This window comes from Microvirga sp. Mcv34 (assembly GCF_024519725.1).
GTDB lineage: Bacteria > Pseudomonadota > Alphaproteobacteria > Rhizobiales > Beijerinckiaceae > Microvirga.
Window position 1 is genome coordinate 44,640 of record NZ_JALJRK010000018.1, and the last position, 20,993, is coordinate 65,632.

Consider the following 20,993-nt stretch of genomic DNA (forward strand, 5'->3'; position numbering starts at 1 on the left):
TCCGGTTCCGCCACGCTCCACATTGCGAAGGATCAATCGATCTTACGAGGGTAGGTGCTTGACGAAGATCAATGTTCATTCGTCTGGCGAAACTCAAGATTATGTACGTACTTATGGGAGGACGAATGGCGGTCTCGGACACCTGTCGTGAGCCGAAAGGACCCGGCATCATCGAAACGCGTGCTTTGACGAGACAGTTCGGTGAGATCCTTGCCGTTGATGGCGTATCGCTGGAGGTGCAGCCACACGAGATCTTCGGCCTCATTGGCCCCAATGGCGCCGGCAAGTCGACCCTCATCAAGATGCTCACGACCCTGCTGCCGCCCAGCTCTGGAGCCGCCCGGGTGGCAGGATACGACGTGGAGCGCCAGCCCGCGAAGGTGCGGACTCACATCGGCTACGTGCCCCAGCTCCTATCCGCAGACGGTGCCCTGACGGCCTATGAAAATCTTCTGGTATCCGCGCGCCTCTATCTTGTACCTCGCAGCGAGCGGGAAGCACGCATCGCCTCGGCGCTCAAGCTCATGGGCTTGGAGGATGCCGCTTCGCGTCTTGTCGATGGCTTCTCGGGCGGCATGATCCGGCGACTTGAGATCGCCCAGAGCATGATTCATGAGCCGGAGATCCTGTTCATGGACGAACCGACGGTCGGGCTCGATCCCGTCGCGCGCCATGCGGTGTGGGGTCATGTGCGCAGATTACGAGAAAGGCTCGGCACGACGATCCTGATCACGACCCATCTGATGGACGAGGCGGATGAACTCTGCGATCGCATCGGGGTTCTGCACGCGGGTCGACTCGAGGAGGTGGGCTCTCCTGCGGAGCTCAAGGGGCGGATGGGCCCCGACGCCACCCTGGAGGATGTTTTCGCTCATGTGACCGGCACAGAGATCACGTCCGGAGGATCCTATCGTGACGTCAGACAGACCCGCGCCAGCGCACGCGCCCATTCATGAGCCTGCAATCGTGGCCCCGATCGCGGGCTACATCACGCAGGTCTATGCCGTGGCCGATGCAGAAATTCAGAAGCTCAGGCACGATCCGAGCGAGCTGCTGACGCGGGCTCTCCAGCCGGCGATCTGGCTCCTCCTCTTCGGGCAGGTCATGGCCCAAGTGCGGGGGATTGCCGACGGTGGGCGCTACCTCGATTTCCTGGCGCCGGGCATTCTGGCCCAGAGCGTCCTGTTCGCAGCCATCTTCTATGGCATCGCGGCGATCTGGGAGCGGGATCTCGGCGTGCTCCACCGCTACATGGTCAGTCCGGCACCCCGAAGCGCGCTCGTCCTGGGCAAGGCAGGTTCATCCGGCGTGCGAGGCCTCTCCCAGGCGGTCATCGTCTATGGATTGGCTGTTCTGATGGGGATCGATGTCTCCTTCGCGCCCGCCCATATCGCCGGCGTCGCGCTCTTCATCGCCATCGGATCGGCCCTGTTCTCGACCTTCTCGCTGATCATCGCCTGCATCGTGAAGACACGGGAACGCTTCATGGGCATCGGCCAGGTTCTGACGATGCCGATCTTCTTCGCCAGCAACGCCATCTATCCCATCGAGCTGATGCCCGGATGGCTCAAGGCCATCTCGTCCGCCAATCCGCTGACCTACGAGGTCGACGGCCTTCGGACCCTCATGTTGACCGGCGGCACGACGAAATATGGCCTTGGGTTCGATTACGCCGTGCTGATCGCTGTCACGGCGGGGCTCGTTGCCATAGCGGCCCGGATGTATCCCCGCCTGACGGGCTGAGTCCGATGAATGGGAGCCGTCCACAACGTCTGGAGATTAATCGTGATTGTCGAGAATGTCATGACCGCTCCGGTCATCAGCGTCGAGCCTTCGACCTCTATCGGAGAGGTGGCCAAAATCATGCTGGCGCACCGGATCAGCGGTCTCCCCGTGGTCGAACGGGTTGGCCGACTGGTCGGGGTGGTCAGCGAAGGTGACCTCCTGCGCCGAAGCGAGCTGGGCACTGAACGCAAGCGGCCATGGTGGCTGGAGTTTCTCGTTGGACCCGGCAAGATCGCGGACGAATACGTTCATGCCCATGGCCGCAAGGTCGAGGAGGTGATGTCCACCGATGTCGTGACGATCCGGAGCGATGCACCGCTCGACGATGTCATCGAGGCCATGAGCCGACATCGTATCAAACGGCTTCCGGTCATCAAGGACGACAAATTGATTGGGATCGTGACACGATCCGACATCCTGCGCGCCCTGGCACGGGCTCTTCCGTCTGCGAGCGCTGAGGAGGCGGTCAACGACGAGCAGATCCGCAATGCCATTGTTACGGAACTCGCCAGGCAGGACTGGGGCGGGCCTTTCATCAGGGTCAATGTGCAGAATGGCGCGGTCGAGCTCATCGGATCAATCTTCGATGAGCGGGAGCGGATGGCTTCCCGCGTGATCGCAGAGAATGTCCCGGGCGTGAAGTCGGTCAAGGATCAGCTGATCTGGATCGAGCCGGTCTCTGGAATGGTAATCCTTCCGCCGGACGACAGCAAAAGATAGCCGCTGCGGACCTCAGGGGATGCTGCAATCGAATTCCGCATCGGATCGCAGGCAGGAGCGCGAGGGGCGCGCCGAGCACGGGCACGCGCCAGCGGATTCCGCTGATCGCTTTTGGGTCTATTCTGCGGAGGAAAGCCTTGCCCGCTATGGGACGGGGAAGGACGGATTGTCCGCGCAGGAAGCAACCCGGCGGCTGACGGACGTCGGACGCAATGTCGCCGTTGAGCCGACGCGGCGCAGGATCCTTGCGAAGATCGGCAAGCGCCTCGTCGAGCCGCTGATCGCCATCCTGATCGCGGCCGCTCTGATCTCAGGAGCTACCGGAGACTGGGCGAGCTTCGGCATCATACTGACCATCCTGGGTCTTTCCATCGCTCTGGATGTCACGCAGGAGCATCGCGCCGAGACGGCCGCCGAAGCCCTCAGGCGTTCGGTGGCGGAGCGTTCGACCGTGGAGCGGGACGGCAAGCCGGTCAGCCTGCCGGTCGAGGAGATCGTCCCAGGCGATATCGTGCTGCTGCGGGCGGGTGATCTTGTACCGGCTGACGGGATCGTGCTCGACAGCAAAGCGGCCCATACGAACGAAGCCTTGCTGACCGGCGAGCCATTTCCGGTCGAGAAGCGGCCCGGCCCGAGCGACGCGGACACGCCGGCGGAAGCCTTCAATGCCCTGTTCGGTGGCACGGCGCTGGTGAGCGGCGAGGCCACCATGCTGGTGGCTGCCACCGGCGCCCGGACACGGTTCGGCGGCATTGCAGCCGCCCTGCGTTCAGTGGAGCCGCCCACCGCCTTCGAAAGAGGCCTGCACGCGTTCGGGATCCTGATTCTGCGGATGACCGCCTTCCTGGTGCTGTTCGTACTCCTCGCCAACCTGATGCTTCATCGGCCGGCTATCGAGTCCTTCCTCTTTGCCGTGGCACTGGCGGTCGGCCTAACGCCGGAACTGCTGCCGATGATCATGACCGTGACCTTGTCGCGGGGGGCTGTCCGCATGGCAGACCGAAAGGTGGTGGTGAAGCGCCTGTCGGCGATCCATGATCTTGGAGCCATGGATGTCCTCTGTACCGACAAGACCGGCACCCTGACCGAGGCGAGCATCGCACTGGTCGCTCATCCGGGCCTCGATGGGGCGGATTCGGAGCGGGTGATCGAATTGGCCGCGGTCAACAGCCGGTTCGAGAGCGGCGTGAGGAGCGCACTCGACGATGCCATTCTCGCACATACGGAAAGTATATTCCTGGACCCCTGGCGGCGAATTGCGGACGTGCCTTTCGACTTCGAGCGCCGGCGCGTCTCCGTTCTTGCCGAGAGAAAAGGAGAGCGCTTTCTGATCGTGAAGGGGGCGCCTGAGGAGATCCTGGCGCGGTGCACCCATGTCGATCAGGGGGGCAGGTGTCGCGGTTCCCCTTGATGCCGATATGCGGGTGAGTCTGACACGCCTTCTCGACGATAAATCCGTTCAAGGGTTGCGCTGCCTCGCTGTCGCCTGGCGGAGCATGCCCGCGGAGCGCGACAGGCCTGCCGTCGATGATGAGCAGGACCTCGTCTTCGCCGGGTATTGCGTCTTCGTCGATCCGCCCAAACCCTCGGCGGCTCAGGCAATCGCACGGCTGGAAGCCGCCGGGGTGAGAATCAAGATCATCTCCGGCGATGCCGCACCGGTTCTGCGCCATATCGTCGAGTCTCTCGATGTTCCCGCGCGAGGATTGCTGACAGGAGCCGAAATTGCCAAGCTCAGTGATGAGGCGCTGGCTGCGCATGCGGCGAAGACCGACCTGTTCGCTCGCGTGTCACCCGATCAGAAGACGCGGATCGTCCGAGCGCTTCAGGCGCGGGGCCACACGGTCGGTTTCATCGGTGACGGCATCAACGACGCTCCTGCCATCAAGGCTGCGGATGCCGGCGTGTCCGTCGATGGCGCATCCGATGTCGCCCGCGCCGCAGCCGACATGATCTTGTTGGAGCATGATCTGGAGGTCGTCGCCGATGGGGTTGCGGAGGGCAGGCGAACCTATGCGAACATCATGAAATACATTCGCATGGGGACATCTTCGAACTTCGGCAACATGCTGTCGATGGCGCTCGCATCCCTGTTCTTACCCTTCCTTCCACTGACCCCGATCCAGGTTCTCCTCAACAACCTGCTCTACGACGTCAGCGAAACCGGCATTCCTTTCGACAATGTCAATGAGCGCGAAATCGCTCGTCCTCATAGCTGGAACATGCACGAACTGTTGCGGTTCTCGTTGATCATGGGGCCCCTGTCGTCCGTCTTCGACATCGCGACCTTCGTCGTCCTGCTGCAGGGATTCGGTGCCTCGGCCGAGGTGTTTCGGACCGGGTGGTTCGTGGAATCCACGGTGACGCAGATTCTCGTCGTTTTCCTGATCCGCACGTCCCTGCCGGCTTGGGTGAGCTGGCCGAACAGGGTGCTGGTGGCGAGTTCGCTCGCGACCCTGGGCGTGGCTCTCCTCCTCGCCCTCTCGCCCCTGGGAAGTCGCTTAGGGTTCGGGGCGCTTCCGTGGCCCATCCTATCGATCATGGCTGCTCTCGGGGCAGGCTACCTCTTCATGGCTGAGATTCTGAAACGGATCGCCCTACCCAAGTGGCACTCGAGGGCAAGGCGCTATGGCAGGGGCTTGAAAGCTGCCGGCTGAATGTCCCTTCCGCCCTTCGCACTTGGGATTTCACGGCCTGGTTTGACGGTTGTGGAACCGTCGGGCTGTCGCAGGGGCGAGAAGTCCTCCACAGTAATGGTTTCCTTGCTCAGAAGCAGGTTCGCACCGGCCTCGAGATCATTCCTTCGCTCCCGAAGGATGGTCACGGCCCGTTTGAAAGCCCGATCAACGAGGTCGCGACTTTCGACGTCGATCTCGCGAAGTGTTTCCTCGGACGCGTTCGGCCGCTCAATGGCGGGCGCGCCCAGGAAAGGTTGCTGCGGGGGAAGATAGGTGCGTTGGCCCGTCGTGCCGGCCATGCCGTAGCGGGTCACCATCTCGAAGGCGATCTCGGTCGCTCTCTGCAGGTCGTCGGCGGCTCCGGTCGAGACTTCTCCCGCAAAGACGAGGGATTCCGCGGCGCGTCCCCCCATGAGGACGGCGATCCGGTTCTGAAGGTCAGTCTGAGACAGGAGAAAGCGATCTTCGGTCGGTCGCTGGATCGTGTAGCCGAGCGCGCCGACGCCTCGCGGGATGATCGATACCTTCAGGACTGGATCGACCCCCGAGAGGCTCGCGGCGACCAGGGCATGGCCCATCTCATGGTAGGCCACCCGGCGCTTCTCTTCCGGGTTGAGCACCCGGCTCTTCTTCTCGAGACCGGCGACAATGCGCTCGATGGCGTTCGTGAAATCGTCGAGCGAGACATCCTCGGCGTTGCGGCGCGTTGCAATGATCGCCGCCTCGTTCACCAGGTTGGCCAGGTCCGCGCCCGTGAAGCCCGTCGTCAGCCCGGCAATGTCGTCGAGGCTGACGCTCGGGGCCAGCCGGATCTTGCTGACGTGGACCTTGAGGATCTCCACGCGGCCTTTTCGGTCGGGCCTGTCGATGAGAACCTGCCGGTCGAAGCGACCCGGACGCAGGAGGGCGGGATCCAGCACCTCGGGGCGGTTCGTGGCGGCCAGGAGAATCACGCCGCTCGAAGGGTCGAAGCCGTCGAGCTCGGCCAGAAGCTGATTGAGCGTCTGCTCCTTCTCGTCATACCCGCCCACGAGGTTGCCGACAGACCGGCTGCGGCCAAGTGCATCCAGTTCGTCGATGAAGATGATGCAAGGGGCGGCCTTCCGGGCCTGTTCGAACAGATCCCGCACTCGTGCGGCGCCCACGCCGACGAACATCTCGACAAATTCGGAGCCGGAAATCGAGAAGAACGCGACGCCGGCCTCTCCGGCCACGGCGCGGGCCATCAGGGTCTTGCCGGTGCCGGGCGGGCCGATCAGGAGGATGCCTTTGGGAATGCGGGCCCCAAGGCGGCCATAGGCCTTGGGATCCTTGAGGAAGTTGACCACTTCCTGCAGTTCGAACTTGGCCTCGTCGGCCCCGGCCACATCCGCGAAGGTGACCTTGGTGTCCGTCTCGACATAGACTTTGGCCTTCGACTTGCCGATGGACATCAAACCGCCCAGGCCCTGGCGCTCCGCCATTCGGCGGAACAGGAACGACCAGAGAAGATAGAAGACAAAGACCGGCAGAATCCAGGACAGGATCGTGGAGACGATGCCGCCGGAGGGGGCGCCCGTGACAGTCACGCCCTTGGCGGCGAGCTTTTCCGCCAGCTCGGGATCGACCCGCGCAGTCGCAAAATAGGATTTGCCGTCGTGGGTCGGGGCCTTCAAAGCGCCCGTGATGGTGTCCTGCCCCACCGTGACCTGGGCGACCTTGCCGTCGGAGACAAGCTGCTCGAACTGGCTGTAAGGGATGGTCTCGACCTGCCGGTACGTGGTCCAGAATTCCTGGACGAGCAGAACACCGAGAGCCGCAGCGAAGATGTACCAGAGGGTCCATTGCTGCTTGCGAGCGTTCGGATCCGTCATGCGCTTTCCTTCCTGGCCCCTCGGGTTGCCGGCCATCATAGAGATGACCGCTCGGAACGAGTTGAGGCACATCAAGAAAGGCGGCCTGACGATCGCGACCGACAGACCAATGAATGGACTGGCAGGCGTTGGCAGGAGATGCCACTGCGCTTGGTGGACGGAAACATCCTCCCGTCAAACGTCATAGGCGGTCGTGCGGGATGCGCACGACTGCCTATGACGGAGCGTCAAGAATTAGCCGACGCGGGGGCGCAGCGGAGCCGGGGAGCCGAGCGTCAGGGTGACAGGCTTCACGGCGAAGGCGCCGTCACCGATCAGGACATGGGCGAGGGCGGCGAGCGCCAGGAAGGCGGGGTATTCCCAGCCGCCGTTCGGCGCGTTGAACACCCAGCCGTTCGGGGCGTGCACGAGCAGGGCGCCCAGGAGGACGGGCAGGAGCACGACGGACACGGCGCGGCCATAGAAGCCCAGCAGGATGGCGGCACCGCCGATCAACTCGGCCAGGATGATCGGCCAGGCCAGGAAGGCCGGAAAGCCGGCCTGGGTGAGGAAGCCGGCGAAGCCCGGCACCGTGAAGATGGCGATCTTCAGATAGGCATGGGCGATGAACATGATGCCAAGAGCCGCACGCAGGGCGAAAGCACCATAGGGAGCAAGGCGAGTATCGATCATGGTGTTGTCTCCGGGACCCCTGTGGTCCGTGTGCGAAGAACCTGATCCTTTCGCTGATGCAATGCAATCGACCGTAGCGCAGGAAGATCATTGCTATAATGCAAGAAAGCCCCGCTTGGGCGAGGCCTTCTGGATCTCCCGTGTGCGGTCGCAGCCCTGAACGAGCCTCAGGTCGCCGGAGCCGTCCAGGGGGCCCGCCCTTCGACCGGATAAGCCGGGTCGTTGTAGCCGGGCGTCGAGGGATGGCCGGCCGGAACGAGGCTGTCCACGAGGGCTTCGTCCTCGGCGGTGAAGCGGTAGTCGAGGGCCTTGAGGTAATCGTCCCACTGCTCTTCCGTGCGCGGACCCGTGATCACCGCCGTGACGATGCGGTTGTTCAGGACCCACCCCACGGCGAACTGGCCCGCCGTGATGCCGCGCGCTTCCGCATGGCGTTTGAGGTCCTGCGCGATCTGGAGCGATTCCGGCCGCCACTCGGTCTGCATCATCCGCTTGTCCTGGCGGCCGGCGCGGCTCGTCTCCGGCGGCGGCGCGTCGGGGCTGTACTTGCCGGTGAGGACGCCGCGCGCGAGGGGCGAATAAGGCACGACGCCGAGGCCATAGTAGTGGCAGGCGGGCAGGTGCTCGACCTCGGGCATCCGGTTCATGGCGTTGTAATAGGGCTGGCTCACCACGGGCCGGTCGATGCCGAGTTCGTCGCAGAGGCGGCAGATCTCGGCCACGCGCCAAGCCTTGTGGTTCGAGACGCCGAAATACCGGATCTTGCCCTGGCGCACGAGATCGCCCAGGGCGCGGACCGTCTCGGTGAGGGGCGTCGAATAATCCTCCCTGTGGATGTAGTAGATGTCGATCCACTCCGTGCCGAGCCGCCGCAGGCTCGCCTCGGCGGATTCGATGATGTGCCGGCGCGAGAGGCCGCGTTCGTTGGGGCCCTGTCCGGTCGGATTGGCCACCTTCGTGGCGAGCACCCAATGGGAGCGATGCGCCGCGATCGCCCGTCCCGTGATCTCCTCGGAGACGCCTTCGTTGTAGACGTCGGCCGTGTCGATGAAGTTCACGCCCGCCTCGCGGGCCTTCGCGATGATGCGCCCGGAGAGCGCCTCGTCGGTCGGTCCGCCGAACATCATCGTGCCGAGGCAGATCGGCGAGACCTTGAGGCCGGACCGGCCGAGATTGCGGTATTCCATGTGAATCTCCGTCATGATGCATTCATCCGATGAGCAGGCAGGCGCCCGGTCAGCGTCTCGGTGATGCACCGAGAGCCGAGAGCTGCGCCTCGGCCTCGGTGACCGAGATCGCTCCCGGCTTGAGACCTTCCCGCGCCATGCGGGCGCCCAGCTCGGTGAAATAGGTGTTGGCCGGCACGGGCACGCCATGCAGGCGTCCGAGCAGCACGATCTCGCCGTTGAGGTAATCCGTCTCGATGGACCCACCGCCGCGCGCGAGGCTCTGCGTCGTCGAGCTGCCCAGGCGGTCGATCCCTGCAATCGGCTGCTGTTTCACCAGCTGCGCCCTGCGCGCATCGGCGGTGCCCACATCGAGCCAGGGAATGCCGGCCGCCCTGTAGACGGCTTCCGCCTCGGCGCGAACGAGGGCTTCCAGATGCTTGAAATCGGCATCGAGCCCGAGGGCGGCCTGCAGGATGTTACTCAGGTTGAGGATGAGCTTGCCGTACTTGCTCTGCATCACGTCCTGCGACACGAAGGCCGCGATGTTGGCCGCCTCCAGCGCCTCAGCGAGCTTCGCGTCGTGCGCGTTGCTGCCGTCGGGATAGCGCCCTATGTCGAAGATGCCGTGACGCGGCACGGAGTGTGCGGCGATCTCACCCGGCGCCGAGATCGCCGCAGGCATGATCACCGTCACGCCATGCACTTCGGGAAACAGGCGAAGGGCCAGCCGCTCGTTCGTCACGCCGTTCTGGATGCAGAACAGCGGCTGCCCGGTGACGCCCGCGGCCCGCAGGCGTTCGAGTGCCGCGAGCGTGTCCTGCGTCTTCATCGTCAGCAGGATGGCATCGTCCGGGCGGAAGTCGATCTCCGTCGGGTCGGACACGCAGGAGAACCGGGCGCGCTCGGTCTTCTGCGGCGTGCGCAGAAGAAGTCCGTCGTCCTGGATCGCCTTGAGCTGGGCGCCGCGCGCGATGCCGATCACTTCTTGCCCCGAGAGCGTCAGGGCCGCCGCGACGGTCCCTCCGATTGCGCCGACGCCATAGACAATGATCCGCATGATGATCCTCGTGTGAAAGACGGATGTGTGGGGAGAGAGGCTCGGAAAACACCTTTAAGCGCGATATCCCACTTCTTCCAGCATTTAGAGCATCGTGCGGAAAAGTGGATCCGGTTTTCCGCAAGTACGATGCTCTCATCTAGAGAGAAAGCATCGGATCCAATCCCAAAAGTGCAAATCCACTTTTGGGTCCGATGCTTTAGAGAGATTTTCGGCGAAGTGGTTCGGGGGCGCCATCAAGAGTGCGGCATGGCAAATCATTGTCCCTCTGCCCTCATCCTGAGGAGGATTGCGTGAGCAATCCGTCTCGAAGGAGGATCCAGTACGCGCTGGAACCTCCTTCGAGACGGTCGCTGCGCGACCTCCTCAGGATGAGGGCAGAGGGAGTAAGGTGCCGTGAGAGCGTCGTTCTCCGGGGTCGCACTCCAAGCTAAAAGGCGATTTGAATCAGTCGCGCGCCGCCCACACCATGCCGCGCCGCAGGATGGTGCGCATTTCGGGCACGTCGAACTCCTTCGCCACGTGGCCGAGGGAGCTGTAGAAGACGCGGCCCTGGCCGTGGCGGCGCTTCCACACGACCGGCATGACCACACCGTCGATCCAGGGCGCGTGCTCGCCCGAGAACGTCGTCGTGGCGAGGACCTCGTTCGAGGGATCCACATGCATGTAGTATTGTTCGGAATGGTAGTCGAAATCGCCGATGCCCTGCATGACCGGATCGTCGGGCCGCGTGACGTTCACGCGGTAATCGATGATGTTGCCGGGATGAGCCACCCATTGGCCGCCGCACATGAACTGGTACTCGACCGCCTCGCGGAAGGCGTCGCCCATGCCGCCGTGAAAGCCGGCGAGGCCGGTGCCATCGCGGACGGCCTGGGAGAGGTTCGACACCTCGTCCTTCTCGATCTTCGACATGGTGAAGATCGGCACGATGAGACTCATCGTGGAGAGCTGCGGGCTGGCGAAGGCGCGGGTCGAGTTCTCCAGGTGAACCTGGAAACCCTCGTCCCGCAGCATCGCGGCCACGATGGCGGCGCATTGTTCCGGCTCATGACCGGGCCAGCCGCCCCACACGATGAGTGCTTCGCGCATCGTTCGTACTTTCTTTCTCTTGCTTCGCTCGATGTCAGGCGGCAGACGCCGTCTCCGGCAGGCCCTTCCAGAGAAGCGCCGCGTCGGAATCCTCCAGTACGGCCGGCCGTTCGAGTGACGTGGTGATCGCGCGCGGCTGTCCGGTGGCGGCTCCTTCGAGGATGCTGTGCATGACCTCGAGAACGTGCAAGCCGAGGCGGCCGCTCGAGCGGTGCGGCGTGCCGTTCAGCACGGCGCTGGCGAGGTCCGCGAGGCCGAGCGCGCGATAGTTCGCCTTGTTCGGAATGTCGGGGGCCCAGTTCGGCGAGCGCCAGTTGGGAGAGCCCAGCGGCATCTCGCTGGAATCCACCGCGCGCCAGTCGCCGCCGCGCTCGGTGATCTCCACCTGCCCGCCGAAGAAGTTGGGGTCCGGCACCCGCAGGGAGCCTTCCGCGCCGTAGATCTCGATGGCCGGATGGCCGTGCTTCCACACGTCCCAGCTCATGCAGAAGGTGACCTGCGCACCCGAGGCGAATTCGAGCAGCGACATCACGTGGGTCGGCGTCTCGACGGCGATGCGCTGGCCCTTGCGCGGCGACTCGGAGGTCACGATACGCTCGGGGTAGCCGATGCTCGACATGGCGACGACGCGCTGCACAGGGCCGATGAGATTCACGAGGGCGCTCAGGTAATAGGGCGCCATGTCGAGGATCGGGCCGCCGCCGGGCTTGAAGAAGAATTCCGGATCGGGATGCCAGTGCTCCATGCCGTGCGACATCAGGAAAGCCGTGCCGGACAGGATGCGCCCGATCTTGCCCTCGTCGACGAGATTGCGGGCAAGCCGTCCGCCCGCGCCGAGGAAGGTATCCGGGGCGCAGCCGAGCAGGAGGCCACGCGCCTCGGCCTCATCCACGAGTTTGCGGCCCTGCTCGAAATCGACCGCGAGCGGCTTTTCCGAGAACACGTGCTTTCCGGCGGAGAGAGCCGCGAGCGAGACGCCGAAATGAGCCGCCGGGACCGTGAGGTTGACCACGAGGTCGATGTCCTCGCGGGCGAGAAGCTCATCGACCGAAAGGGCCTCGATGCCGTGCCGGCTCGCCTGGGCCTGCGCGACCTCGGGCTTCATGTCCGCGCAGGCGCGCAGGGTGAGGCCGCGATAGGCCGGGATGTTCCGGAGATAGATGCCTGAGATGTTGCCGCATCCGATGATGCCGACATTGAGGGAATTCATGATCCTAGTCCTCGATATTGCGCAGGAAGGCGAAGCTGTTGCGGGCCGTCTGGGCCGGGTCGGCCGGCTTGTCGTGCTCGACGACCATCCATTCGGCGCCGGCGTCACGGCACACGCGCCACAGCTCGCGCCAGTTCAGGGTGCCGGAACCCACATCGGCCCAGCCGTCCTGGTCCTCGTTCCGGCCGGCGGGGGCGATGTCCTTCACGTGGGCAGCGGTGATCCGGCTGCGGTAGCGGTCGATCCATTCCCTGGGATTGGCGTTGCCGCGCACGAGCCAGGCGACGTCGACCTGCCATTCGAGGGGGCTCTCGCCGGCCGCCTCGAAGATCAGTTCGAGGGCGGTCTTCGCCCCGTCCTTCGGCTTCAGCTCCCAATGGTGGTTGTGATAGCCGAGGCGGATACCCTTGTTCTTGAACTGCTCGGCCATCTGCCCGAGCTCGCGGCCGAGGGACCGCCAGCCGTCGGCGTCCATGTCGCGTTCTTCCGGCGGGACGGCCGGCATGTAGAGATGCGTGAGGCCGAGCGTCCTGCACGCATCCACGATGGCATCGGGCCGCTCGCGCAGGGCCGCCATGCTCACATGGCTGGACGAGGCCTTGAGGCCGCGCGCGTCGAGCTTCGCGCGGACGTCCGCCGCCTTGTCGAGATGCGAGCCGACCGTTTCCACATGGCGATAGCCCGCATCCGCCACCGTATCGAGGATCAGGTCGAGATCCTCCAGCGATCGCAGGGTGTAGAGTTGAATGGAGAGAATATCCGTGACGCTCATGGGGTCCTCAGGGTTCGTGGAAACGGGAGCGACGAGCCTCGCGTCGAGAGCTGTCGCGGTATTCGCGTTGTCAGAGGCGCTCGCCGGTCTCGGCCGAGAAGAGGGAGACCTGCGTAGGGTCGACATGGAGCGTCAGGCTCTCGCCCGGGATCGCCTTGCGGCTGCCGGTGGTGCGCACCTGCACCGAGCCGACGGGATCGCTGCACCAGACAATCGTGTCGGCGCCCATGGGCTCGACGATGTCGACCTTGAAGCCCGGCCACGCGCCGTTGCTTGCGATCTCCAGATGTTCGGGCCGCACGCCGAGCACGACCTCCTGGCCGGCCTGCGGCGCGGTGGCGAACGGATAGGCGGAGAGCGAGAGGCGGCGGTCTCCGGCGAGGAAGCTCAGGCCCTCACCGGTGTTCTCGATGCGGCCCTTGACGAAGTTCATCTGCGGCGAGCCGACGAAGCCCGCCACGAACAGGTTGGCCGGGCGGTGATAGATCTCGTCGGGCGTGCCGATCTGCTGGATCTTCTGCTCCTTCATGACCACGATCCGGTCGGCGAGGGTCATGGCCTCGATCTGATCGTGCGTGACATAGACCATGGTGGTCTTGCCCAGCCGGGCATGCAGCCGCTTGATCTCGACTCGCAGCTCGTTCCTCAGCTTGGCGTCGAGGTTGGAGAGCGGCTCGTCGAACAGGAACACGGCGGCATCGCGCACTAGGGCGCGGCCGATGGCGACGCGCTGGCGCTGACCGCCGGAGAGCTGGTCCGGGCGCCGGTCGAGGAGGGGAGTGATCTGCAGGAGCTCGGCCGCCTTGGCGACGCGCTTCTCGATCTCGGGGCGCGGCGTCTTGGCCATCTTCAGGCCGAAGGACATGTTCTCACGCACGCTCATGCGCGGATAGAGGGCATAGGACTGGAACACCATGGCGATGCCGCGATCCTTGGGCTCCTCCCAGGTGACGTTCTTGCCGTTGATCCAGATCTGACCCTCGGCCACGTCGAGCAGCCCCGCAATGGCATTGAGCAGAGTGGACTTGCCGCAGCCCGAGGGGCCGAGAAGGACGATGAACTCGCCCTCGCTGATATCGAGCGAGAGGCCGTCGAACACCTGGACGGCTTCGAATGCGACGGTCACGTCGCGAACGGAAACGGACGACATGCCTTATCCCTTCACAGCGCCGGCGGCGATGCCGCGGACGAACCAGCGTCCGGAGACGAAATAGACGACGAGCGGGACGAGCGCCGCGAGCATGGTCGCGGCCATGTCCACGTTGTAGGCGCGCTCGCCTTGCGTGGAGTGAACGATGTTGTTGAGCTGCACGGTCATCGGCAGGTTCTCGCGGCCCGCGAAGGTCAGGCCGAAGATGAAGTCGTTCCAGATGCCGGTGACCTGCAGGATCGTGGCGACCACCAGGATCGGCGTCGACATGGGCAGGATCACCCGGAAGAAGATCGACCAGAACCCGCCGCCGTCGATGCGCGCCGCCTTGAACAGCTCGATGGGCAGCCCCGCGTAATAATTGCGGAACAGGAGCGTCATGGTCGGCAGGCCGAAGATCACGTGCACCAGCACGATGCAGGTCAGCGAGTTGTAGATGCCTGTCATCGAGAAGATGCGCACCAGCGGGTAGAGAAAGACCTGGTAGGGGATGAAGGCGCCGAGCAGCAGGACGCCGAACATCACGTTCGCACCCTTCACGCGCCAGAACGACAGAGCATAGCCGTTGATGGCGCCGGCGACGATCGAGAGGATCACGGACGGGATCAGGATCCGCACCGAGTTCCAGAACCCGACGCTGATGCCGTTGCATTCCAGGCCCGTGCAAGCGGAGGACCACGCCTTGCTCCACGCCTCGACGGTCAGGGCGGCGGGCAAGGCGAGGATGTTGCCGAGCCGGATCTCGTCCATGGGCTTGAGCGAGGTCATGACCATGATCCAGAGCGGCAGCAGGAAGAACAGGGCCGCCGTCGCCAGGAAGGCATAGACGCCGACACGGCCGATGGTGAGATTCTGCGGCCGGCGGCCGCGAGGCACGAGGGTGCTCATGCGCGCCTCCCTTCTGCGCGGATGTAGCGGGCATAGACCCAGGGCGCGAGGACGATCACGACAGTGATCAGCATCATGGTCGCGGCAGCAGTGCCGAGGGCGATGTTGTTGCGCTCGAAGAGGTGGTCCATGACGAACTTCGCCGGCACTTCGGTGGCGATGCCGGGACCGCCGAGCGTCATGGCGACCACGAGGTCGTAGAGCTTCACCACGCCGGTCGCGAGGAGCACCACGGCGGTGACGATCATCGGCCTGAGCAGGGGGATGACGACGGAGGTGTAGACGCGCCAGGTCGGAATACCGTCGACCCGGGCCGCCTTCCACAGGTCCTTGTCGATGCCGCGCAGGCCGGCGAGCATGATCGCCATGGTGAGCCCCGATCCGTGCCACAGGCCCGCGATCACGATGGTGTAGATCGCCATCTTCTGGTTCACGAGCCAGTCGAAGGTGAAGCTCTCGAAGCCTAGGTCGCGCACGAGCTTCTGCAGGCCGAGTCCCGGATTGAGGAACCATTGCCAAGCGACGCCGGTGACCACGAAGGACATGGAATAGGGATAGAGGAAGACCGTCCGGAAGAGGCCTTCGCCGCGTACGTTCTGGTCGATGAAGACCGCGAGCAGGAAGCCGATGATCAGGCAGCCCGAGATGAACAGGATGCCGAAGATGACGATGTTCTCCGCCGAGGTGACGAAGCGGTCGTTGACGAAGAGCCGGTTGTATTGCGCGAGACCGACCCAGTCGAGCTTGGGCAGCAGAGTGGAACTCGTGAACGAGAGCCGCACGGTCCAGAGCATGCAGCCGATATAGACGACAAGAACGACGAGCGCGGTCGGCAGGAGGGCGATGGCGGCCGGCAGGCGCGTTCGCATGCTGCGCCGGGTCTTCGTGCCGCTCGGGGCTACGCTGGGAGCGCGGATCGAGATGGTTTCCACCGGACAGGCTCCATGGAGAGAGTTCGAACCTCAGGCATGGGTGCCTCGCCCCGTGACGCCGGGGCGAGGCGGGCGACCGCTCAGGTCGCGTCCCGCATGGCGTTGGTGACCTTCTCCATGAAGGCGTCCGCCGACATGCTCGGGTTGTTCCAGTACTGGGTGACCGCGTCCTGCATGGCGCCGGAGAAGTTCGGCGTGCTCAGGATCTCCATGCTTTCCACCTGGTTGGCCGGATCGCTCAGGATCGCATGGGACTTCTGGGCGCAGACATCCATGGAGGAGACGTCCACATCCATCCGCACCGGGATCGAACCCTTCTTCTTGTTGAACTCGATCTGCGTGGTGGGATCGAGCATGACCTCGATCAGCTTGTCCTGGACGGCGAGCTGGCTCTTGTCCTTCGTGGCCGGGAAGACGAACACGTCGCCGCCGATCTGGAGCTTCGGCTCCTGGCCGACGACCGTGCAGCCGTATTCCTTGCCGGCGGTCTGGCCGGCCGCGATGAACTCGCCCTTGGCCCAGTCGCCGTTGAAGTGCATGGCGGCCTTGTTGGTGATCACGAGGGCGGTGGCGTCGTTCCAGTTGCGTCCCGGGCTGCCGGGATCGACGAGAGCGCGCATCTTGCCGAAGAGCTCGACCGATTCCTTGAATTTCGGATCCTTGGCGATCTGCGGGTCGCGGGCGCCGTAGAGCTTGCGGAACATGTCCGCGCCGCCATGACCGACGAGCACTGCCCTGAAGAGGTTGTGCTCCCAGTTAGGCTGGCCGCCGAGCGCGATCGGGATGATGCCCTTGGCCTTCAGCTTCTCGCCGGTGGCGACCAGCTCGGGGAAGGTCTTCGGCACTTCGAGCCCGGCATCGGCGAAGACCTTGGTGTTGTAGAACATCCAGTTCTGGCCGTGGATGTTGACCGGGACGGCATAGAACTTGCCCTCGCGCACGGTGGCGTCCACGATCGGCTTGGGCATGATCTCGCGCCATTTGCCGGCTTTGGCGATCGCATCCACGTCGCGCACCAGGCCGTTGCTGACGAGCTCGTCGAATTGCTTGCCGGTGTTGAACTGCATCATGGTCGGGGGATTGCCGCCCACCATCCGGTTGATGCCCGCCGTGCGGGCATTGGCGCCGCCCGCGATGGCATTGTCGACCCAGGTGCCGCCGGCCTTGGTGAACTGGTCGGCGAAGACCTTGACCGAGGCGGACTCGCCCGCCGAGGTCCACCAATGCAGCACCTCCGCCTTCATCTGCTGAGCCATCGCTCCGGTGCTGCAGAAAAGGGCAACAGAAAGGGTATACGCGGAAACGCGTGTCTTCATGCTCATGGCTTCCTCCCAGAAGCGTTTTATCGATTTTTGTAATCGATTACATCTTGTGATATAGGTTGTAGTGGCTTTTTAGATTAGTCAAGACACGAGTTGAGGTAAGTTATTTCCTATGACAGGAGGTAACATATATTGCCGCGGCCCCGGAGGTAACCTGCATGAGCCGAAAAGGATGGCGCTCCGTCAAGGAGATACGCATCGCCGATGTGGCTCGACTTGCCGGGGTATCGACGGCGACCGTCAGCCGCGTTCTCTCGGAGCCCGGGAAGGTGCGGCAGAAGACGCACGATCTCGTGATGGAGGCGGTGCGCCGCAGCGGCTATATCCCCAACAGCACGGCGCAGAAGCTGCGCACCCGCCGCACCATGAATGTGCTGGTGGTGGCGCCGCGCCTCACCAACCCGGTCTTCGCGGAGATCCTCCGGGGCGTGGACGACGAGCTGACGCAATCGGGCTACGGCATCATCATCGGCAATCTCGACAACCGTCGCGAGCGCGAGGCCCGCTATGTGGAGCTCGCCCTGTCGCGGCAGGTGGACGGCGTGCTCCTGCTGACGGGCTACATTCCGGAGAACGGCACCCGCGACATGCGGGAATCCGGCCTGCCCATCGTGGCCATGTGCGCCGCCATCGACGACGACAAGATCCCGAACGTGGTCGTCCAGGATCGCGAGGCGACCCGCCAGGCCGTGGACTATCTGGCCGGGCTGGGACATCGCCGCTTCGGCTACATCTCGGGCACACCGACCTCGATCATCGAACACGAGCGGTTCAAGGGATTTCGGGAAGGCATCGCGGCGGCCGGGTTCGGTCCGGAGGATTTCGTGCGCTGGGAAGGGCCCTTCGTGTTCTCGACGGGCGTCGCGGCGGCCGAATCGTTCCTGGCGATGAAGGATCGCCCCACGGGAATTTTCGCCGCCTGCGACGAGAGCGCCATCGGCTTCATCAAGCGCGTCCGGGAGGCGCGCGTCCGGGTGCCGCAGGACGTGTCCGTGGTCGGCTTCGATGGGATCGAATTCTCCGATTTCACCGAGCCGACCCTCACCACGTTCCGTCAGCCTCTGCACGAGCTGGGGCGCGCCGGGGCCGACGTTCTCATGAAGCTGATCCAGAACGCCATGACGCCCAATGACTGGAACATCCGGCTGCCGCTGACCCTGCTGGAGCGCGGCACGACCGGGCCGGTCCTGCACAAGGACTACAAGTCCCTGCGGCGCTCCTCGCTCTGAGTGCGCCGAAACGACGATCACGTTTATCAACGAGGAGGAGAACGCCATGCAGCCGGTCCGTTGGGGGATCCTGAGCACCGCGAAAATCGGCCGGACGAAGGTGGTTCCGGGCATGATGAAGAGCCCGCTCTGCGACGTTGTCGCCGTCGCGTCCCGGGACGAGGCCTCCGCCCGGGCCATGGCGGAGGAGCTCGGCATCGCGAGGGCGTATGGATCCTACGAAGCGCTCCTCGCCGATCCCGAGATCGAGGCGATCTACAACCCGCTGCCCAACCACCTGCACGTGCCCATGACCCTGGCGGCGGCCGCCGCGGGCAAGCACGTCCTGTGCGAGAAGCCGATCGCCGTCACGGCCGGCGAGGCGGAGGAGCTTCGGCAAGCCGCCGCGCAGGTGCTGATTGCGGAGGCCTTCATGGTCCGCCACCATCCGCAATGGCAGCGCGCCCGCGACATCATCCGGAGCGGCGAGATCGGGGAGCCGCGGGCGATCCAGGTCGCCTTTTCCTATTTCAACGTCGATCCGGGCAACATCCGCAACAAGGCCGATATCGGCGGAGGAGGGCTCCTCGATATCGGCTGCTATGCCGTCGTGACGGGGCGCTATTTCTTCGAGGCCGAGCCTCTGCGGGTCATCACCCTGATGGACCGGGATCCCGCCTTCGAGGTCGACCGGACCACCAGCGCGCTCTTGGATTTCGGCGTCGGGCGGCAGCTGGCCTTCACGGTCTCGACCCAGGCCGTGCCCTACCAGCGTGTCCAGATGCTCGGGACGAAAGGGCGAATCGAGATCGAGATTCCCTTCAACGCGCCGCCCGACACGCCGACCCGGATCTTCGTCGACGACGGCAGCGCCCATGGCAACCGCTCCGCCCGGGCGATCGAGTTCCCGGTCGTGGATCAATACCAGCTCCAGGGCGAGGCGTTCAGCCGGGCGATCAGAGGCGAAGGGTCTTTGGATTACGGCCTGGACGATGCCGTCCTCAACATGCGCATCCTCGACGCCCTCCGGCAATCGGACACCTCCTCAGCCTGGGAACTGGTGTGAGATCGGGCCGGAGGGGAGGGGCGATGCAGGGCGGCTCTGGCGTCCCGCCGGGACCTCGAGACCTTCTGCCACGCCCGGATCGTTAAGCGGAGCTTTGGGCGAATCACTGACGTCATCGACGGCTCGGCCCAGGTCCTCGAGGCTTCGTCGTCGATCGTTCCGGCCGATCTTGGCCTCAACCGTTCAGCGGGCCGAGGCGGCTCGCCAGGCTGTCCCGGATGCCACGCAGGATCAGCTGTAGCCTGAGCGCCCGCTTGTCGGCCAGAACCGGATAGGTGGCGAGAAAAGCCAGGCTTCGGCTGACGAAATAGAGGCGCCAGGCGAGAGGCGTGTAGGATTGGCGGGCCAGCCAGAGGGCGTTCCTCACCCAGTAGTAGTTGCGGACAGGCACATGGACGGCGACCTCACGCGGCCCGACCTGTACGGTTCCGTTGCCGAGCCGATGTTCGACGGCAGCCGTGGGAGAGAGATAGCTCCTGTACCCGGCGGCCCGGGCGCGAAAGCACCACTCCACATCGACGAGATCGATGAAGAGGTCTTCCTTGAAGCCCCCCACGGCGTCCAGGACCGACAGAGGTACCAGCGAGCCCGAGGCGATGATGAAGTCACTCGCGACCGGCCGGGTCTCAGCAGCCAGGGAGATCCGGGACACGCGAACCCCGTCGGCGCGATAGGCTCTCGTCTGTCGCCGGCTGTTGAGTTCGAAATAGGCTGGGCCGATGGCGGCAATCCTGCCTTGCCCTTCGCTGAGGGCGTTCAGGCTCTCGGCCAGATCCTTTACCATTCCAGGGGCTAAGACCGTATCCTGGTCAAGCAGCAGGACATGGGTGAAGCCACTGGCCCGAGCGTGGGCAACGCCTTGGTTCTGTGCCGCGGCGATGCCGATATTGGATGTAATTCCAATGACTTGGGTGCCGGATTGCGTGGCGATGCGCCTGATGTCCCCAGCGTTGACCGATCCATTGTCGATGACGACGAGGCCCTGCACCTGAGGCGCAACCGACTCCAGCATTTGAGCCAGCAGCGCAATCTCCGGATTATATGTGACCGCGACGGCCAATATGCGCATGGAAGTCCCCTGGATCAGGTCCGCCGTATTAGAGGGATGTTTGTATGCGGGCAAGTGTACGGAGACGGACCTCCCCCAGTCTTACCATCTGAGGTTGTCGTCCTATCCCGCCACTGTCCTTGCTCCATTGGGTAAGGCCGGAACGCAAACGGGATCAGCGTGACGTGTCGTTAATGAATGAACGCCAGCCCTTCCATGGCCAGCCAAGTTAACTGAAGCGCGGCCCGCCGAGTATGCGTCTCAAGGCGACCAGCTCTTAACTGTCCGTTCGGAACCGATGGGCAGCATCATCTGCCCACCTAAATCTGCAAAGCGCTGCCATTGAGCGCCATCTACAGAGAATAAGGACG

Annotated in this window: 19 protein-coding genes; 7 read left to right on the top strand and 12 right to left on the bottom strand. The window is 64.3% G+C overall.

Going from position 1 to position 20,993, the window contains the following annotated elements; genetic code table 11:
• Positions 1 to 125 precede the first annotated feature (125 nt).
• From OC446_RS12070 to OC446_RS12090, 5 genes are read left to right on the top strand one after another with little or no spacing between them, the layout of a single operon-like run.
• A complete protein-coding gene (locus OC446_RS12070; RefSeq protein ID WP_262029271.1) occupies positions 126 to 956 on the top strand; it encodes an ABC transporter ATP-binding protein in 831 nt (276 codons plus the stop codon).
• 10 nt (positions 957 to 966) lie between these two features.
• Positions 967 to 1,743 carry an ABC transporter permease gene (locus OC446_RS12075; protein WP_262029272.1) on the top strand — a complete coding sequence of 259 codons (777 nt, stop codon included), beginning with the start codon at positions 967 to 969 and terminating at the stop codon, positions 1,741 to 1,743.
• A gap of 42 nt (positions 1,744 to 1,785) precedes the next feature.
• A complete protein-coding gene (locus OC446_RS12080; RefSeq protein ID WP_262029273.1) occupies positions 1,786 to 2,505 on the top strand; it encodes a CBS domain-containing protein in 720 nt (239 codons plus the stop codon).
• A gap of 19 nt (positions 2,506 to 2,524) precedes the next feature.
• Positions 2,525 to 3,916, top strand: a complete 1,392-nt coding sequence (locus OC446_RS12085) for an HAD-IC family P-type ATPase (RefSeq protein ID WP_262029274.1) — start codon at positions 2,525 to 2,527, stop codon at positions 3,914 to 3,916.
• Between the two features lie 13 nt (positions 3,917 to 3,929).
• Positions 3,930 to 5,162, top strand: a complete 1,233-nt coding sequence (locus OC446_RS12090; protein WP_262029275.1) for an HAD-IC family P-type ATPase — start codon at positions 3,930 to 3,932, stop codon at positions 5,160 to 5,162.
• On the opposite strand, the gene ftsH is transcribed toward OC446_RS12090, so the two are convergent.
• The 11 genes from ftsH to OC446_RS12145 all read right to left on the bottom strand — a co-directional run bounded on the left by ftsH (position 5,132) and on the right by OC446_RS12145 (position 17,300).
• Positions 5,132 to 7,036: an ATP-dependent zinc metalloprotease FtsH gene (ftsH, locus tag OC446_RS12095; protein ID WP_262029276.1), complete on the bottom strand. Its 1,905-nt coding sequence runs from the start codon at positions 7,034 to 7,036 to the stop codon at positions 5,132 to 5,134. The genes OC446_RS12090 and ftsH overlap by 31 nt on opposite strands.
• A gap of 234 nt (positions 7,037 to 7,270) precedes the next feature.
• The gene (locus tag OC446_RS12100; RefSeq protein ID WP_262029277.1) at positions 7,271 to 7,708 is read right to left on the bottom strand and encodes a DoxX family protein; all 438 of its coding nucleotides are present in this window, start codon (positions 7,706 to 7,708) and stop codon (positions 7,271 to 7,273) included.
• Positions 7,709 to 7,875: 167 nt separating this feature from the next.
• Entirely contained in the window at positions 7,876 to 8,895 is a 1,020-nt protein-coding gene (locus OC446_RS12105; RefSeq protein ID WP_262029310.1) for an aldo/keto reductase, read from the bottom strand.
• 49 nt (positions 8,896 to 8,944) lie between these two features.
• Complete coding sequence (locus OC446_RS12110) at positions 8,945 to 9,934, bottom strand: ketopantoate reductase family protein (protein ID WP_262029278.1); 990 nt, start codon at positions 9,932 to 9,934, stop codon at positions 8,945 to 8,947.
• Positions 9,935 to 10,381: 447 nt separating this feature from the next.
• Positions 10,382 to 11,026, bottom strand: a complete 645-nt coding sequence (locus OC446_RS12115) for a ThuA domain-containing protein (protein WP_262029279.1) — start codon at positions 11,024 to 11,026, stop codon at positions 10,382 to 10,384.
• A 34-nt stretch (positions 11,027 to 11,060) separates the two neighbouring features.
• Entirely contained in the window at positions 11,061 to 12,236 is a 1,176-nt protein-coding gene (locus OC446_RS12120; RefSeq protein WP_262029280.1) for a Gfo/Idh/MocA family protein, read from the bottom strand.
• Between the two features lie 4 nt (positions 12,237 to 12,240).
• Positions 12,241 to 13,008 (bottom strand): sugar phosphate isomerase/epimerase family protein, encoded by a 768-nt coding sequence (locus tag OC446_RS12125; RefSeq protein WP_262029281.1) that lies wholly within the window; start codon positions 13,006 to 13,008, stop codon positions 12,241 to 12,243.
• A gap of 70 nt (positions 13,009 to 13,078) precedes the next feature.
• Positions 13,079 to 14,158: an ABC transporter ATP-binding protein gene (locus OC446_RS12130; protein ID WP_262029282.1), complete on the bottom strand. Its 1,080-nt coding sequence runs from the start codon at positions 14,156 to 14,158 to the stop codon at positions 13,079 to 13,081.
• Between the two features lie 3 nt (positions 14,159 to 14,161).
• A complete protein-coding gene (locus OC446_RS12135) occupies positions 14,162 to 15,046 on the bottom strand; it encodes a carbohydrate ABC transporter permease (protein WP_262029283.1) in 885 nt (294 codons plus the stop codon).
• A complete protein-coding gene (locus tag OC446_RS12140; protein WP_262029284.1) occupies positions 15,043 to 15,978 on the bottom strand; it encodes a carbohydrate ABC transporter permease in 936 nt (311 codons plus the stop codon). Before OC446_RS12140 ends, OC446_RS12135 begins: the two co-directional genes overlap by 4 nt.
• Positions 15,979 to 16,058: 80 nt before the next feature.
• Entirely contained in the window at positions 16,059 to 17,300 is a 1,242-nt protein-coding gene (locus tag OC446_RS12145) for an ABC transporter substrate-binding protein (protein WP_262029285.1), read from the bottom strand.
• 158 nt (positions 17,301 to 17,458) lie between these two features.
• On the opposite strand from OC446_RS12145, the gene OC446_RS12150 reads away from it, so the two are divergent.
• Both OC446_RS12150 and OC446_RS12155 read left to right on the top strand, forming a co-directional pair.
• Entirely contained in the window at positions 17,459 to 18,529 is a 1,071-nt protein-coding gene (locus tag OC446_RS12150) for a LacI family DNA-binding transcriptional regulator (protein WP_262029286.1), read from the top strand.
• Between the two features lie 46 nt (positions 18,530 to 18,575).
• Positions 18,576 to 19,574, top strand: coding sequence for a Gfo/Idh/MocA family protein (locus OC446_RS12155; protein ID WP_262029287.1), 999 nt, complete (start codon positions 18,576 to 18,578; stop codon positions 19,572 to 19,574).
• A 175-nt stretch (positions 19,575 to 19,749) separates the two neighbouring features.
• On the opposite strand, the gene OC446_RS12160 is transcribed toward OC446_RS12155, so the two are convergent.
• Positions 19,750 to 20,643, bottom strand: coding sequence for a glycosyltransferase family 2 protein (locus OC446_RS12160; protein WP_262029288.1), 894 nt, complete (start codon positions 20,641 to 20,643; stop codon positions 19,750 to 19,752).
• Positions 20,644 to 20,993: the final 350 nt, after the last annotated feature.